Origin of the sequence: Conservatibacter flavescens, assembly GCF_002795425.1 — a bacterium.
Classification (GTDB): domain Bacteria; phylum Pseudomonadota; class Gammaproteobacteria; order Enterobacterales; family Pasteurellaceae; genus Conservatibacter; species Conservatibacter flavescens.
The window spans coordinates 283,590-299,816 of the sequence record NZ_PHHA01000002.1 but is presented as its reverse complement, the minus strand read 5'-3'; the positions used below and the strand labels follow the sequence as shown (position 1 = coordinate 299,816).

Here is a 16,227-nt window from a genome sequence, read left to right as displayed (position 1 = left end):
TATTTATCCACTTCAATTTGTACGCAATCAAACTGCTTTTTAAGAGGTTTTATGCCGGACATTGTTAAGCCAGAAAGGAAGCCTGAAAGCAGATTAATCACAGATGACTTTGACGGCTAAACCACCTTGCGAGGTTTCACGGTATTTTGCATTCATATCTTTGCCGGTTTCATACATGGTTTCGATGACCTTATCTAAGCTAACACGCGGTGAAGTTGTGCGTCTTAATGCCATGCGACTTGCATTGATCGATTTAACCGCTGCGATTGCGTTACGTTCAATACAGGGAACTTGTACTTGACCGCCGACAGGATCACAGGTTAACCCTAAATTATGTTCCATAGCGATTTCCGCAGCGATACAAACTTGTTCTGGCTTGCCTCCTAGTACTTCTGTTAATCCGGCAGCTGCCATTGAACAGGCAACGCCAACTTCTCCTTGACAGCCCACTTCCGCTCCCGAAATAGAGGCATTCATTTTATAAAGCGAACCAATAGCGCTACATGTGAGGAGATAACGATCGATAATTTCCGGTGTGATATGACCAATGAATTTTTCATAATAAGATAGTACAGCAGGCACAATGCCACAAGCACCGTTTGTTGGTGCGGTCACAACCCGTCCACCCGCTGCATTTTCTTCATTGACCGCAAGGGCATACATATTTACCCAGTCAATAACACGCATAGGATCATTGGAAAGACTATCATTGGCTTCAAGTAAGCGATGTAAGCTAGCCGCACGTCGAGGCACTTTAAGCGGACCTGGTAGTAATCCTTCTGTATGTAAGCCACGTGTAATACAGGCTTTCATCGTATCCCAAACCAATGTTAAATGGTCATTTAAGGCTTGTTTTCCATGTAATGCAATTTCGTTTTGCATAATAACACTCGAAAGAGATAAGCCATTTTCATTGCAATGGCGCAACATATCTTCTGCATTTTTGTAAGGAAAAGGCACATTGATTTCTGCTTTTTCTTCTTTACCAAAATTCTCCTCATCGATAATAAATCCACCACCTATAGAGTAGTAAGTTTTTTGATGAAGAATAGTATGATCTGCAGCTAAAGCTGTTATAGTCATACCATTTTCATGGAGTGATAGAAAAGAAGTATGGAAAATCATGTTTTCATCATAGTTAAAACTAGCCGTTTTTTGACCTTTTGCTAAGGGTAGAAGTACGGTTTGTTTTACTTGAGAAATAAAACGAGGAATGAGATCAATATCCACATCATGTGGTAAATAACCGGCTAATCCCATAATAATCGCAATATCTGTATTATGGCCACGCCCCGTCATTGATAACGAACCATATACATCTACATGCATTTTTGCCACTTTCGTTAATTGATTTTGTTGAATTAAATCATCAACAAATTGTTTTCCTGCTTTCATTGGGCCAACAGTATGGGAGCTTGATGGCCCAATGCCCACTTTAAACATGTCAAACACACTAATCATACATAGATACTCATTATTTATATTTATAGAAAGGCCCTCAATATATTGAGGGCGAATGAAGTCGTTATTTTACGATATTTTTATCAAATTAAAATAGCCCGTATACCACTGCTGAAATAGCAATTAGCCCCATTACAGTAACAAAAATATTACTTAATTTGCCTTGATAACGTTGCATCGCAGGGACTTTACGAATGGCATACATAGGCATAATAAATAAAATCATTGCGATAATTGGGCCGCCTAATGATTCAATCAAACCGAGAATACTTGGGTTAATAATCGCGACACCCCAAAGGGTTAATAAAAAGAAAATAGCAGAACCATAGTTAAGTTTTTTACGGTTTAAGGGTTTAGCATTATTGTCACGTAGTTTTAAAAATAAGCCTTCTAAACCTTCACGTGCACCTAAATAATGGCCAAAGAATGAACTTGTTATGGCTAAGAAAGCAACGAGTGGCCCAAGATAAGAAATATAGGGATTGTCAAATTTATTGGCTAAAAAAGATAAAATACTGATATTTTGTTGTTTCGCGGCCACTAATTCTTCAGGTGTTAACGTTAATACACAACTGAACACAAATAGCATCACAAAAATTAATAAGATACCAGCCGTGCCACGTAGAGTTTTACTCGTATGTTTTTCTGTAAGTGCAGCATCTTGGTATTCACGTTGTTGTGATTGAGCAAAAGATGAGATAGCAGGAGAGTGATTAAACGAGAACACTAAAACAGGAATTGTTAGCCAAAGCGTTGTTAAAAAACCGGTTGTTGTTGGGAATTCACTCAGCATGGAAGTATTCCATTCTGGGATCAGGTATAGAGATAAACCAAATAAGATCAACACAAGGGGATAAACTAAAAATTCTGTGATTTTTAACATGACTTTTTCACTCGCCAACATCACTGAAATCAATGTTGCAATCAATATGAATGAGAGAAAAACGCGGTTGGGTGATGGCATACCTAATTGATTAACAATAAATGAGTCAACGGTATTGGTAATGCCGTTGCCATAAATTAATAAAATAGGAAAAATCGCAAAGAAATATAAGAGCGTAATTAATTTTCCTGCGGTTTTACCAAAATGTTCTTCAACCACTTCCGTAATATCACTTCCTGGTTTGGAAGAGGAAAGGACAAAACGGGCAAGGCCTCTATGGGCAAGATAGGTCATTGGGCCGACTAAAATAACCATGACGACTAATGGCCAAAATCCACCCATTCCAGCATTAATCGGCAGAAATAATACTCCCGCGCCTACTGCGGTACCAAATAGGTTTAACACCCACGTAATATCAAATTTATTCCATTTATTAGAATAACAAGGTTGTTTCACAGACATACATACTCCAAATTTTTTATTATTAATTGAGTGAAATAAAAATTTCGGGTGTATCATAATCTTTACACTGAAGAGTTTCAAAAACTAAATATTAGAATTGTGATCGAGTTAATAATTTTATGCTGAAAATACGGGATTATTTAACACATTTGTAATAAATTAACGTCATTTGGTGACATAATCTACTGTTTCTTGATGAGGGGGAGCGTGATTATCGGATAAATTGGAGATAAGATTGAAGAAAATGCTCAAGATCGTTTAACCCACAAAACGCGATACTTTCTGCATCATAATAATAAAAATCTTGTTCTAGAGGCTGCTCATTATCTTCAATAGCTAAATGGTTTGCTTTTACCATAGCCTCATCTTCATTAAGATATAAGCTATATTCTGTGCCGATAAATTGGTATTCTTGGGCAGAAAGTGCGGTTGATAATTGATTAATTTTTTCGAGCACTTGAAAAACAAGATCAGGATTTGAACGAACTTCGGTATTTAGCCAATAAGCCATCGCCTCATGTTCCATAGAGCATTTGGCGATAACATTGCCGAGATGAAAAGTAAATTGAAAATCCATGTACAATTAGATACTAAAAGAAGAACCACAACCACAAGTACTGGAGGCATTTGGATTATTTACCACAAAACGCGAACCTTCGAGTCCCTCTGTATAATCCACTGTACCGCCAATTAAATATTGTAAGCTCATTGGATCAATAACGAGTTGAACACCTGATTTTTCAATCGTTAAATCACCATCATTCACTTTATCATCAAAGGTAAAGCCGTATTGGAAACCGCTACATCCTCCACCTGTAATATATACACGCAATTTTAATTCTGTATTTTCTTCTTCACTGATTAAAGCTTTGACTTTATTTGCGGCCGCGTCAGTAAAATTTAACGGTACTGCAATATCACTCATATTATCTCCCACTTTGGATTCATTATGACTATTTTTAGTGTAATTGGATTATTATCTAATAACCGACTAAACCATTCAAGAATTTCTCAAAGGTTTTTTATTTGTTTGCGGAATAATGTTATAATCAAATGATATTTTGCGATTGAATTTAGAGGCATTAATTAAGATGAATATTCCAATAAGAACCGCAACCGAAGTCGAAAAATTACGTGAAGCGTGTAAATTGGCTTCTGATGTATTAGTGATGATTGAGCCTTATGTCAAAGAAGGGATAAGCACGGGGGAGTTGAATCGTATCTGTCATGAGTATATGGTTAATGAGCAAAAAGTGATTCCTGCCTGTTTAAACTATCATGGTTTTCCTTATGCAACTTGTATTTCATTAAATGAAGTCGTGTGCCATGGTTTTCCCAATGATGAAAAGATCTTGAAAAAAGGGGATATCCTTAATATTGATGTGACGGTTATCAAAGATGGATATTTTGGTGATAACTCCAAAATGTATGTTGTGGGAGAAACGAATATTCGTAGCCAAAAATTAGTCGAGGCTGCACAAGAAGCGCTGTACGTTGGGTTACGTACGGTAAAACCGGGTATTCGTTTGAATGAAATTGGACGAGCAGTACAACAATATACGGAAGCGCAGGGATTTAGTGTGGTGCGTGAATATTGTGGACATGGAATTGGAACCGAGTTTCATTGCGATCCACAAGTATTACATTATTATGCAGATGATGGTGGCGTGATCCTTAAAGAAGGAATGGTATTTACCATTGAGCCAATGATAAATGCAGGCAAAAAAGAAGTCCGTCTTATGGGAGATGGTTGGACAGTTAAAACGAAAGATCGTAGCCATTCTGCCCAATATGAACATCAAATTGTTGTCACAAAAGAAGGGTGTGAAGTCATGACTATTCGTGATGAAGAAATTGCAGAGGGACGTATTTCCCGGATGATGATTAACGTCTAAATGAACTGTCTGAAAACTAATTAATATAACCCGATACTTTGTATCGGGAAACCTATGATAGGTCTACCATGTACCCACATTACCTCTCTGAAGCCAATCTCACCCCAAGTGCGGTTAAAATTCAAAAAGATTTATTACGCGCTTATGAGCTTGAGCAATTTTCATTTTTACCTATTGAAACCTTGATCGCAAATCGTACAGAATTTTGTGATGATTTGCTAAAACATCTTTGGGAATATATGGGATTAGCAGCACAAGCGGATTTAGCATTAATCGCTGTGGGTGGCTATGGACGTAAAGAATTATTTCCCTTATCTGATCTTGATTTTCTTATACTATCGTCAACTGAATTAAATCCACAAACAGAGCAAAAAATTGCTGAATTTGTGCAATTTCTATGGGATTGCCACTTTGATTTGGGACATAGTGTGCGCACTTTATCTCAATGCCTTGATGAAGGAAAACAGGATATTACGATAGCGACTAATTTATTGGAAAGTCGTTGTTTATGTGGTAATGAAATGCTATTTCAACAACTTGAAAATGCGATTTATCAGGATAGTTTTTGGTCTGAGCAGGCATTTTTTAGTGCAAAAATGCAAGAAAGAACAGAGCGTTACCAACGTTACCACAATACGAGTTATAACCTCGAACCCGACATAAAATATAGCCCGGGCGGTCTACGGGATTTACATTTGCTTTATTGGATTGCATTGCGCCACGCGAAAGCCCGTAATTTAGATGAATTATTACAAACTGGTTTTATTTATCCTGAAGAATATGAACAACTCAAAAATAGCCAGCAATTTTTATTTCGTACTCGATTTGCTCTACACCTCAGCTTGAAGCGTTATGATAATCGCTTGTTATTTGAGCGACAACGCAAAGTTAGCGAAATGCTAGGCTTTAGTGGCGAAGCGAATGTTGGTGTGGAAAGTATGATGCGATGTTTTTTTCAAGCGCTGCAATCAATTAGCGTGCTGAGTGATATCCTGACTAAACATTATCAAGAGCATATTTTAGTGGATAATAATGTCTCTAACAGCCATTATCTCGATCACAATTTTATTTTAGAAAACCATGCGATTTGTCTGAAAAATCAATGGTGTTTTATTGAACAACCTGAAACCATTTTAGATTTATTTTTTTATTTAACACAATATCCCCAAGCAGAAATTCATTCAGATACCTTACGCAAATTAATGTTAGCCTTGTCGCAAATTACGACACCGCTGAGTTTTTCCCAACCTATACGAGAGAAATTTTTAAGCTTATTTAAGCAACCTAATGGGATCAGTAGAGCAATTTTGCCAATGCATAAATATGGTGTATTAACGGTGTATTTACCTAATTGGCAGCCAATAGTAGGATTAATGCAATTTGATTTATTCCATGCTTATACGGTAGATGAGCATACGTTACGTGTGATGCTAAAATTGGAAAGCTTTTTAAATAAGGATAATAGCGAGCTTCACCCGCTTTGCACGACAATTTTTCCACTGTTACCTGACCGCTCTTTACTGTATCTTGCTGCATTATTTCATGATATCGCAAAAGGACGTGGGGGAGATCATGCCCAACTTGGCGCAGAAGATATGCGAGACTTTGCGGTGCAGCATGGATTTTCAGCTTCAGATACAGAATTGATGGTTTGGTTGGTCAGACAGCATTTATTTATGTCTGTAGTGGCACAACGTCGAGATATTTATGATCCAGAAGTAGTGTTAGCTTTTGCAAATGAAGTGAAAAATCAAAATAGACTAGATTATTTAGCTTGTCTAACCGTTGCAGATATTTGTGCGACAAACAGCACGCTTTGGAATGACTGGAAACGTTCATTATTAGCTACTTTATACCAATATTGTGTACAACAGTTACAGCAGGGAATGGATAATTTAGTCGATTATCAAGATAAAATTGACGAACACCGTCAAAAAGCGTTAAAGCTATTACCAAGTTTGGATCAAGAGAAAGTATTAACTTTTTGGGCCCGTTGCCCTGAAGATTATTTTCTACGTAATACCCCTAAACAAATTGCTTGGCACACGACATTATTATGCGAGTATGATAAAGATATACTGATAAAAGTCAGCAATCAGTATGCAAAAGGCGGAACAGAAATCTTTATTTATTGTGCAGATCAACCTCATTTATTTTCTAAGGTGGTCAGCATGATGGGGGCGAAAAATGTCAGTATTCATGATGCACAAATTATAACAGGCCAAGATGGTTATGTATTTGATAGTTTTATTGTGTCTGAATTAGATGGTAAAGCGTTACGCAGTGATAGACGGCGAGAGTTGGAAAAAGCGCTAATGAGTGCGCTGACATCAGAAAAAATAACGAAGCAGAGTCAGAGGGTGAACCGTAAATTACAACATTTTTCCGTTCCAACATGTGTGCGTTTTTTAAATACAGAGAAAACAGAACAAACAGAAATGGAGTTATTTACCCTTGATAAACCCGGGTTATTAATTGATATTAGTCTGATTTTTAATGCATTAAATTTAAACTTATTAAATGCGAAAATTACCACTGTGGGCGAACGAGCGGAAGATTTTTTTATTCTTTGCAATAATCAAAATCAGGCATTAAGTGAAGCCGAAAGACAGCAGTTGGATGAACGTTTACATTTTGTATTAGGATAGTCGTCTCATGATCATGACATTAAAACAACGTTTTTCATTAATTTTAGCCATTATTTTAATTGGAATTAGTGCCGGCTTAGTCGCTGCAGCATTATCTTGGCTCATTCATACCATTGAATTTTTTGCATTTGGGCATAGTGAAGAAACATATCGTATCGTAACAGAGGATACGACTCCTACAAGACGTATCATCTCCATGATGATCGGTGGCATTTTTGTGGCGGTAGGCTGGTGGCTATTACAAACTAAAGGGCGACCAATAGTCGGGATTAATCAGCAAATCAATCCTGAAACAGAAGCGCACCGTAAGCCACCTATGATAGAAAATCTGAGCCATTCGCTCTTGCAAATTGTAGCGGTAGGGACTGGTGCACCAGTGGGGCGAGAAGTTGCTCCCCGTGAAATTGCGGCATTCTTTGCCGGGCGAATTAGTCATTGGTTTGCTTTTGATAAGGACATGCGCCGAGTGCTGATAGCTTGTGGCGCAGCGGCTGGTTTGGCTGGGGTGTATCATGTGCCTTTTGCCGGAGCCATTTTTGCGTTAGAAATTTTATTAGGTGTTTTTTCACCGTTATATGCCGCGATTGCTTTTGCGATTTCAGGCATTGCAGTATTTGTTGCAAGGTTAGAAATTTCCCCAGAAGTGTTTTATGTGGTCGGGCAAATGAAAGGGGATTGGCAGCAAACCTTATGGGCGGGCGTTATTGGCATGTTGGTTGGATTGCCCGCCGCTTGGTTTCGTCAAATGAGTAAAAAAGCGGAACAAACTCGCGCCAAAGGGGGACAGGTATTATGGACATTACCCTTAGCTTTTTTATTGACCGCAGTGATAGCGATTTGGTTGCCACAGATTTTGGGGAATGGGCGTTCAGCGGCACAAACCGCTTATTGGGGAGTGAGCTTAGGTTTATGTAGTGCATTATTAGTGGCAAAAACGTTTGTTGTATTACTCACTTTACGCAGTGGCGCTTATGGCGGTACGTTAACACCTGGTTTATCTCTTGGCGCATTAAGCGGGTTGTGGATTGGCTTAATTGCACAGTTTATTGTCCCTGAAGCGGATTTATTGACTGCAACCTTAGCAGGCTCAGCGGCTTTTCTCGCCGTTTCAATGAATGCGCCTTTGACGGCATTTGCCTTAGTTGTTGGGTTTACAGGGCAAGGATTCGATAGTTATTTACCCTTGAGTATTGCGGTAGCCTGTGGAATGGCAACAGCCACCTTGTTACCAAAAGTCAAAAAATAAAGGCAGAGCATATTTCATGTTGTGTGCTTAGATAATGAATGTATCAAGACGTGTCATAAAGAAAAAAGTGCGGTCAAATAGACCGCACTTTTTGAAGAACATTAACGATAAACGGGTTGCCACATTGCATCTTGTACTGTTTGAACCCAGTTATCTGATTGCACAGTGGCAACACCGTCTTTTACGGCTTGTTTTGCAACAGCTACTGCAACGGTAGCAGAAGAAGCGCGTAAATGATCGACCGGTGGTAATAACGATGCGCCCAGTTCACTAGGGTCTACTTGGCTTGCTACGGCTTCTGCTGCGGCTAATAACATGCCATCAGTGACGTGTTTTGCACCAGATACAATAACACCTAAGCCTAATCCTGGATAAAGTAAAGCATTATTAGCTTGACCAATTTCATAGTGAGTGCCATTGTATTGAACTGGTGGAACTGGGATACCACAAGCAATCAAGCCACGTCCTTCAGACCATTTAATCGCAAATTCTGGCATCACTTCGATACGTTCCGTTGGATTCGATAATGGCAAAATAATCGGGCGTTCAACACCAGCAGATAGGGCGCGAATAACCTCTTCTGTAAATGCGCCATGATCGGTAGATGTGCCGATTAAAATAGTCGGTTTAACCTGTTTCACCACTTCTAACAAACCAATTTTACCATCTTGGCGAGCCCAATCACGGACTTCATTTGCTGCACGTGCATAGGCTTGTTGATAGTTTGGTAAATTTGGCATATCGTCAGTCACTAAACCTTGTTTGTCAATTAACCAAACTCGATTTTTAGCCTCCTCGTGAGATAAACCCGCACGCTCCATTGCTGCACTGATTTGATCCGCCATTCCTGTTCCCGCTGTCCCTGCACCATAAACAACCAAGCGTTGATCGGCAAAGCTTTCTTTAGTGACTTTTAAAGCTGAAAACACAGATGACATTACAATAGCACCGGTACCTTGCATATCATCATTGAAAATACGATATTTATCACGATTTTCTACTAAAATACGGCGTGCATTACTTGGGCCGAAATCTTCAAAGTGTAATAACGCATTTGGGAATAAATCCGAAGCGACTTTCAGGTATTCTTGAATTAAATAATCATAACGTTCACCGCGTACGCGTGCATGACGATTACCGAGATAATCAGGATCATTTAATAATGCTTCATTGTCAGTTCCCACATCAAGGTTAACCGCTATGACTCGTGCTGGATCAATTCCTGCAGCTGCAGTGTAAACCGCAAGTTTTCCAATAGAAATATCGGTGCCATTAACGCCCCAGTCACCAATACCGAGAATTTCTTCTGCATCAGAAACGACGATGAGATCGACATCATCAGCGCCTAAACCGAGAGTTTCAAAAGCTTGGCGGATATTTTCAGGGTGATTAACATCAAGATAAACTGCACGTGAACGGCGGTAGTCGCGCGACCATTTTTTAATGGCTTCCCCAACAACGGGATCATACACCACTGGTAGCATTTCAGTAATGTGATCGGTTAAAAGGCGATAGTAAAGGACTTCGTTACGGTTGTGAAGTTGATCAAGAAAAATATATTTTTCGATATCTTTTTCATATTGAGAGAATTGGCGATAAGCGCGATTTGCTTGCTGTTCTAATGTTTCTACTGCGGCCGGTAAACGACCAACTAACCCATATTTTTGGCGTTCTTCAAGCGTAAATGCTGTGCCTTTATTGGTAAGAGGATTACTCATGATGTGGGGCTTATTCATAGCTGACTCCTTTATTGTGACTTATGACTTATGAAAAAACAATCCATATGATAAGTTCATTAAAAGGTTAAAACAATAGAATAAATTTTTGTTTTACATAAAAATACTGAACAAACAAACAAACAAACAAACAAACAAACAAACAAATCTTGAATATTATTTACATATTAATCGATCTATAATTGGACAGTCACAAGAATCGTTACCTGGACACTGCTCGGCTAATTCTTGTAAATACTGTCTCATTTGCTCTAGTTTTTTGATTTGATGATTGATTTCTTCAATACGCTTTAAGGTTTTCATCTTAATATCCGCACTACGACGTTGAGGATTATGATACAGCTCTAATAATTCCTTGCATTCTGGCAGGGAAAATCCAACGATTCTTGCTTGATGTAACAAATTGAGTTCAATGATATGTTGTGGCGTATATTGGCGATAGCCATTAATTGAACGTTGTGGCGGCGTGATTAGGCCCTTTTGTTCATAAAAACGAATGGCTTTTGGGGTGAGTTCCGTTTGTTTTGCGACTTCTGTAATATTCATGCATTTTCCTCTTGACCTTACCCTTAGGGGAAGGTTTATTGTATGGCAGTTGTTAAAAATTACCAAGGAGATTATATGACAACTATTCATTTGGCCCTGAGTGGGTTATCTTGTGGACACTGTGTGAAAAGTGTGCAGAAAATTTTGAATAATATTGAGGGGGTTGAGCATGCAGAAGTGACATTAACTCAAGCGACGGTTCAAGGTGATGTAGATCCTGAAATATTAATTGCCGCCATTAAAGCCGAAGAGTTTGGCGCGGAACTCCAAGAGAATCAAAGCCCAAAGGCTAAGCTACTATCCGAACAGTCACATGAAATCGTAGAGCCTGATCCCGTGATAGTAGAGCATTCAGCGGATCAGGTATCTTTATTATTAACGGGTTTGAATTGTGCAGCGTGTGTACTCAAAGTTCAAAAAGCATTACAAGCAGTACCCAATGTACAAGCTGCACGAGTTAACCTAGCAGAGCAAACTGCTTTAGTGTTTGGCAACCCTTTACCACAAGCATTAGTGGCAGCTGTAGAGCAGGCCGGATATGGGGCAGAGGTTATCGAAGATGAACAATTGCGCCGAGAAAAACAACAAGTTCAGGTTCAAGCAGAGATTCAGCAACGTAAGCGTCAAGCGGGAGTCGCGCTCATCGTCGGCTTTGGCTTAATGTTTTGGGGATTATTGAGCGGTGAAATGTTTGTCACAGAGGATAACCGTGCTTTTTGGCTCATCGCAGGCATTGTCACTTTTATCACCATGATCTATGCCGGTGGCCATTTTTATCAGCGTGCATGGAAAAGCCTGTTAAATAAAAATTTCACAATGGACAGCCTAGTTGCACTAGGAACGGGCGTTGCTTGGCTATATTCTTTTACCATTGTACTTCAACCTAATTGGTTTCCAGAGGGATTACGTCATTTGTATTTTGAAGCAAGTACGATGATCATTGGCTTAATCAATCTCGGTAAAATGCTAGAGGCAAAAGCTAAACAGCGTTCATCTAAAGCGCTTGAACGTTTATTGGATTTGACGCCAACCATGGCACGTGTCATCGAAAGTGATGGCGAGCGAGAGCTTCCTTTACAACAAGTTATACAAGGCATGAAACTGCGTTTACAGACTGGGGATAGGGTGTCTGTAGATGGCCAGATTACACAAGGAAGCGTGTGGGTTGACGAGTCTATGCTGACTGGCGAGCCTTTGGCTGTACAAAAACATCTGGGGGAGAGTGTAAGTGCAGGGACATTAGTAACAGATGGAACGGCGATTATTGTTGCCCAAGAGGTTGGGCGAAATACGCGTTTAGCCAATATCATTAAATTAGTGCGCCAAGCACAAAGCTCAAAACCCCAAATAGGCCAATTAGCGGATAAAGTGGCCAGTGTATTTGTGCCAGTGGTGATTATGATTGCGCTAATTAGTGCGATCATTTGGTATTTTGTTAATCCAGCCTATACGCTTGTGACCTTTACAACCGTTCTCATTATTGCGTGTCCATGTGCGCTAGGTTTGGCAACACCTATGTCTATTATTGCGGGGATTGGGCGTGCTGCAGAGTTAGGTATTTTAGTCCGAGATGCAGATGCATTACAAAAAGCCGCGAATGTCGATACGATAGTATTTGATAAGACAGGTACATTGACAAAAGGTGAGCCAAAAGTCACCGCACTTTTTCCGTTTAATGGCTATGCTGAAACTGAAGTAACGAAAATAGCAGCAAGTTTAGAACAACATGCAAATCACCCTTTAGCAAAAGCAATATTGGATTGTGCGGCCGAAAAACAAATACCGCTACAAGATGTCACCGCATTTCATACTTTAAAAGGCTTGGGCGTAAAGGCGAAACTTAGCGATCAATCTGTGCTACTAGGCAATATTACATTGTTGCAACAAGAACAAATTGATACTCAATTCGCCCAAGAGATTGCCCATGCAGAACAAGCGAAAGGTGCGACAGTGGTTTATTTGGCAATTGAACAACAGCTAGCCGCCCTGTTTGTGATTCGAGATCCTTTGCGTGAAGATAGTTCTACAGCTTTGCAACGTTTGCATCAGCAAGGCTATCAAGTCATTATGCTAACGGGGGATCAGGAAAAAACCGCGCAAGCAGTAGCAAAAGAAGTTAATATTGATAGGGTCATTGCAGGTGCATTGCCTGAGGGAAAAGCTCAAGCTATTCAACGTTTGCAACAGCAGGGACATAATGTTTTAATGGTTGGAGATGGTATTAATGACGCACCGGCATTAGCGCAAGCAAATGTGGGCACTGCTATGGGAGGTGGAACAGATATTGCAATTGAAACTGCCGAATTAACATTAATGCGCCACAGTATACATAGTGTTGTTGATGCCTTAGCGTTATCAAAAGGCACATTAAAAAACATGAAACAAAACTTATTTGGTGCATTTGTTTATAATTCATTAGGTATTCCAATTGCGGCTGGCGTGCTGTATCCGTTTTGGGGAATACTGCTAAACCCAATGTTTGCGGGTGTGGCAATGGCGTTATCATCAATTACTGTCGCAACAAATGCAAATAGATTGTTACGCTTTAAGCCTTAAAATTAAGGTATAGATTGAGTAAGAGCGGTCAAAAATAAAAAAGTTTTTTGACCGCTCTTTTGTATTATTTCGGGGTATGCATATAATATTTATTGCGCCATGCCTTTTACTGTTTTTAAAAAGCCTTGAGCTGAAGCATAAATATCAGATTTGCCTTGCGCTTGTAAAATCATATCTGATAATTCACGAAATGCTCCCTGTCCTCCCGCAAGCTGTAAAACAAAGTCTGCTTGGGCTTTCACATAATGTGGGGCATCAGAGACAGCGAAAGATAAACCACAGACGGCAAAGGCAGGCAAATCAACGCTATCATCGCCAATATAAACGGTTTCCTCAGGACATACGCCTACGGCTTCCATGAGTGCAAGGCAGGCGCTTTGTTTTTCTAATTTGCCTAAAAGCCCATGTTTAATGCCTAAATCGCTCATCCGTTTGCGTAAAATAGGGGAGTCACGACCAGAAAGTATCGCGACTTCTATGCCGTTTTCAATTAACATTCTGATCCCTAATCCATCGCGCACATGAAAACTTTTGATGGCTTCGCCTTGAGCATTGTAATGTAATAAACCATCGGTTAATACGCCATCAACATCCGTTATGACGAGTTTAATATTGGCTAATTTTTTGTCCATCAACTTGAAAACTCCACTAATCCAACAACTTGATTTTGTTCATTAACAACAATTAACGAATGGATTTTATGTTCTTTCATAAACGCTTCGGCTTTCGATAAAAACTCATTCTGATTAATGGTTTTTGGTGATGCGGTCATTAATTCTTCTGCTGTTCGATTAAAAGTTTCTGCGCCATTCGCTGCTAAGGCTCGGCGAATATCGCCATCTGTAATAATGCCTTTTAATTGTTGTTTATCCATTACAAGGGCAACGCCCATACGCCCTTTATTCATGACCGTTAAGCAATCAGCAAAACTCGCCGCTAAATTAACAATTGGCAATTTGGTTTGCATTTGATCTTTTACTCGAGATAACAACCGACGTCCTAAACTTCCTCCCGGGTGAAATTTGGCAAAATCTTCTGGTTGAAAGTCTCGTGCAGTGATTAAGGAGACAGCTAATGCATCACCTAATGCTAATGTCACTAGGGCTGACGTGGTAGGTGCTAAGTTATTTGGGCAGACTTCGCGCTCTACGCTAATATCTAAAATATAATCAGCATGATGAGCAAGGGTGGAATGAGGATTTGCGGTTAATGCAATGATTTTATTTCCAAAGTTTTTAAGACTTGGTATCAACTTATTAACATCATCGGTCTCTCCACTGTAGGAGATTAACATGACAATATCAATAGGTTTGAGCATACCTAAATCACCATGAAAAGCTTCTGTTGGGTGTAAAAAAAAGCTAGGGGTCCCCGTTGAGGCAAAGGTCGCAACCATTTTTTTACCAATTAATCCCGATTTGCCAATACCTCCAATGACTAAACGTCCCTCGCACCGTAAGATTAACTCAACCACTTCATTAAATTGGTTGTCTAGGTGGCGACTTAAACGTGCAAGAGCCAATTCTTCTACCTGTAAAGTTTGTTGAGCAATATTAAGATAATTCATTGGAATACCTTATAATCAGATAAAAAATGTAGGGGTATTCTAACGGATATTCGGTCTTTTCTCTATATCTTTCAAAAAATTTCCGCTATACTACGTCCTGAGTTGGTCAGACAATCGCTGGTTTATTGAAGCCCTTAAAATGAGTGGGACAAATAGACGAGAGGAAAGTCCGAGCTACATAGGGCAGAGTGCCAGATAACGTCTGGGCGGCGTGAGCCGACGACAAGTGCAACAGAGAGCAGACCGCCAGTTTTACTGGTAAGGGTGAAAGGGTGCGGTAAGAGCGCACCGCATGGCTGGTAACAGTGCATGGCAGGGTAAACTCCACTCGTAGCAAGACCAAATAGGAATCCAACGTGTGGCCCGCATGGGATTCGGGTAGGTTGCTTGAGCGACGGAGTGATTCGTCGCCTAGAGGAATGATTGTCCGCGACAGAACTCGGCTTATCGACCAACTCAATATTTTCCCTATTTGACCGCACTTTTAAAGAAATGTTATTTCTCATTAAATAACGTTTTTCAAATGCAATGATATGTTTTAAAATAAAGCAAGATTGTCAGTCTGCTTAGAGTCATTATGAAATTAAATATCCCCACCTTTTTAACATTATTTCGGGTTGTGTTGATCCCGATTTTTATTGCCTTTTTTTATCTTCCTTTTACGTGGGCTCCTTTTGCAACCGCATTTATTTTTTTCATTGCAGCACTGACAGATTGGTTAGATGGTTATCTTGCTCGAAAATGGAAGCAAACAACGCGCTTTGGTGCATTTTTAGATCCTGTTGCTGATAAAGTGATGGTAGCTGCAGCTTTAGTATTAGTTGTCGAATATCATCATTCTTTTTGGATTACGCTTCCTGCAGCTGTGATGATTGCGCGTGAAATTATAGTATCAGCCTTGCGTGAATGGATGGCTGAAATTGGAAATCGTAGCAAGGTTGCGGTATCGTGGTTAGGAAAAGTAAAAACAACTGCTCAAATGTTAGCGCTAATTGGTTTGTTGTGGCGTTATAGTCCAATGATGGAGATAATTGGTGTTATCGCATTATATATTGCGGCAATTTTAACAATTTGGTCTATGTGGCAATATTTAAAAGCTGCGAAAGGCAGTTTATTGGACGATATTGAGCTATAATATAGCAAATTGAATTATTTTTATGCAGTTAGCATAAAATTGAAAAAAATAATTTGACTGAGATAGATAAATAAGTAAAATTCTTCCTCGTT

13 protein-coding genes and 1 other RNA gene are annotated in these 16,227 nt (G+C 39.5%); 6 read left to right on the top strand and 8 right to left on the bottom strand.

Translation table 11 applies throughout. The features are described from left to right. Positions 1-93 precede the first annotated feature (93 nt). The 4 genes from CVP05_RS01420 to erpA form a co-directional block, all read right to left on the bottom strand. A complete protein-coding gene (locus CVP05_RS01420; RefSeq protein ID WP_100287768.1) occupies positions 94-1,461 on the bottom strand; it encodes an L-serine ammonia-lyase in 1,368 nt (455 codons plus the stop codon). Positions 1,462-1,549: 88 nt separating this feature from the next. Continuing rightward, positions 1,550-2,806 (bottom strand): HAAAP family serine/threonine permease, encoded by a 1,257-nt coding sequence (locus CVP05_RS01415; RefSeq protein WP_100287767.1) that lies wholly within the window; start codon positions 2,804-2,806, stop codon positions 1,550-1,552. Positions 2,807-3,017: 211 nt separating this feature from the next. Beyond that, positions 3,018-3,383: a YacL family protein gene (locus CVP05_RS01410; RefSeq protein WP_100287766.1), complete on the bottom strand. Its 366-nt coding sequence runs from the start codon at positions 3,381-3,383 to the stop codon at positions 3,018-3,020. Between the two features lie 6 nt (positions 3,384-3,389). Then, positions 3,390-3,731: an iron-sulfur cluster insertion protein ErpA gene (erpA, locus tag CVP05_RS01405; protein WP_100287765.1), complete on the bottom strand. Its 342-nt coding sequence runs from the start codon at positions 3,729-3,731 to the stop codon at positions 3,390-3,392. Between the two features lie 166 nt (positions 3,732-3,897). Between erpA and map the strand changes: the two genes are divergently transcribed. The 3 genes from map (at position 3,898) to CVP05_RS01390 (ending at position 8,595) form a co-directional block, all read left to right on the top strand. Continuing rightward, positions 3,898-4,701 (top strand): type I methionyl aminopeptidase, encoded by an 804-nt coding sequence (map, locus tag CVP05_RS01400; RefSeq protein ID WP_100287764.1) that lies wholly within the window; start codon positions 3,898-3,900, stop codon positions 4,699-4,701. A 68-nt stretch (positions 4,702-4,769) separates the two neighbouring features. Further along, positions 4,770-7,349 carry a bifunctional uridylyltransferase/uridylyl-removing protein GlnD gene (glnD, locus tag CVP05_RS01395; RefSeq protein WP_100287763.1) on the top strand — a complete coding sequence of 860 codons (2,580 nt, stop codon included), beginning with the start codon at positions 4,770-4,772 and terminating at the stop codon, positions 7,347-7,349. 7 nt (positions 7,350-7,356) lie between these two features. Further along, the gene (locus tag CVP05_RS01390; RefSeq protein ID WP_100287762.1) at positions 7,357-8,595 is read left to right on the top strand and encodes a chloride channel protein; all 1,239 of its coding nucleotides are present in this window, start codon (positions 7,357-7,359) and stop codon (positions 8,593-8,595) included. Between the two features lie 101 nt (positions 8,596-8,696). Here the strand turns inward: CVP05_RS01390 and CVP05_RS01385 are convergent, their stop codons facing one another. Both CVP05_RS01385 and cueR read right to left on the bottom strand, forming a co-directional pair. Further along, positions 8,697-10,331, bottom strand: coding sequence for an NAD-dependent malic enzyme (locus CVP05_RS01385; protein WP_100287761.1), 1,635 nt, complete (start codon positions 10,329-10,331; stop codon positions 8,697-8,699). 156 nt (positions 10,332-10,487) lie between these two features. After that, entirely contained in the window at positions 10,488-10,877 is a 390-nt protein-coding gene (cueR, locus tag CVP05_RS01380; protein ID WP_100287760.1) for a Cu(I)-responsive transcriptional regulator, read from the bottom strand. 75 nt (positions 10,878-10,952) lie between these two features. Here cueR and CVP05_RS01375 point away from each other — a divergent pair, with 75 nt between their 5' ends. Continuing rightward, the gene (locus tag CVP05_RS01375) at positions 10,953-13,433 is read left to right on the top strand and encodes a copper-translocating P-type ATPase (protein WP_100287894.1); all 2,481 of its coding nucleotides are present in this window, start codon (positions 10,953-10,955) and stop codon (positions 13,431-13,433) included. 89 nt (positions 13,434-13,522) lie between these two features. Here the strand turns inward: CVP05_RS01375 and CVP05_RS01370 are convergent, their stop codons facing one another. After that, entirely contained in the window at positions 13,523-14,065 is a 543-nt protein-coding gene (locus CVP05_RS01370; RefSeq protein ID WP_100287759.1) for a KdsC family phosphatase, read from the bottom strand. Beyond that, positions 14,065-15,000: a KpsF/GutQ family sugar isomerase gene (locus CVP05_RS01365; RefSeq protein ID WP_100287758.1), complete on the bottom strand. Its 936-nt coding sequence runs from the start codon at positions 14,998-15,000 to the stop codon at positions 14,065-14,067. Before CVP05_RS01365 ends, CVP05_RS01370 begins: the two co-directional genes overlap by 1 nt. 98 nt (positions 15,001-15,098) lie before the next feature. Between CVP05_RS01365 and rnpB the strand changes: the two genes are divergently transcribed. After that, positions 15,099-15,463: RNase P RNA component class A (gene rnpB, locus CVP05_RS01360), an RNA gene on the top strand. A 114-nt stretch (positions 15,464-15,577) separates the two neighbouring features. Beyond that, positions 15,578-16,135 carry a CDP-diacylglycerol--glycerol-3-phosphate 3-phosphatidyltransferase gene (gene pgsA / locus CVP05_RS01355; protein WP_100287757.1) on the top strand — a complete coding sequence of 186 codons (558 nt, stop codon included), beginning with the start codon at positions 15,578-15,580 and terminating at the stop codon, positions 16,133-16,135. The last annotated feature ends 92 nt before the right edge of the window (positions 16,136-16,227 follow it).

Excerpts from the sequence above, each read along its gene's own strand:
- CVP05_RS01385 (WP_100287761.1), bottom strand. The coding sequence starts at position 10,331 with ATGAATAAGCCCCACATCATGAGTAATCCTCTTACCAATAAAGGCACA.
- CVP05_RS01415 (WP_100287767.1), bottom strand. The coding sequence starts at position 2,806 with ATGTCTGTGAAACAACCTTGTTATTCTAATAAATGGAATAAATTTGAT.
- CVP05_RS01410 (WP_100287766.1), bottom strand. The coding sequence starts at position 3,383 with ATGGATTTTCAATTTACTTTTCATCTCGGCAATGTTATCGCCAAATGC.
- CVP05_RS01375 (WP_100287894.1), top strand. The coding sequence starts at position 10,953 with ATGACAACTATTCATTTGGCCCTGAGTGGGTTATCTTGTGGACACTGT.
- erpA (WP_100287765.1), bottom strand. The coding sequence starts at position 3,731 with ATGAGTGATATTGCAGTACCGTTAAATTTTACTGACGCGGCCGCAAAT.
- CVP05_RS01420 (WP_100287768.1), bottom strand. The coding sequence starts at position 1,461 with ATGATTAGTGTGTTTGACATGTTTAAAGTGGGCATTGGGCCATCAAGC.
- cueR (WP_100287760.1), bottom strand. The coding sequence starts at position 10,877 with ATGAATATTACAGAAGTCGCAAAACAAACGGAACTCACCCCAAAAGCC.
- CVP05_RS01365 (WP_100287758.1), bottom strand. The coding sequence starts at position 15,000 with ATGAATTATCTTAATATTGCTCAACAAACTTTACAGGTAGAAGAATTG.
- pgsA (WP_100287757.1), top strand. The coding sequence starts at position 15,578 with ATGAAATTAAATATCCCCACCTTTTTAACATTATTTCGGGTTGTGTTG.
- map (WP_100287764.1), top strand. The coding sequence starts at position 3,898 with ATGAATATTCCAATAAGAACCGCAACCGAAGTCGAAAAATTACGTGAA.
- CVP05_RS01370 (WP_100287759.1), bottom strand. The coding sequence starts at position 14,065 with ATGGACAAAAAATTAGCCAATATTAAACTCGTCATAACGGATGTTGAT.
- CVP05_RS01390 (WP_100287762.1), top strand. The coding sequence starts at position 7,357 with ATGATCATGACATTAAAACAACGTTTTTCATTAATTTTAGCCATTATT.
- glnD (WP_100287763.1), top strand. The coding sequence starts at position 4,770 with ATGTACCCACATTACCTCTCTGAAGCCAATCTCACCCCAAGTGCGGTT.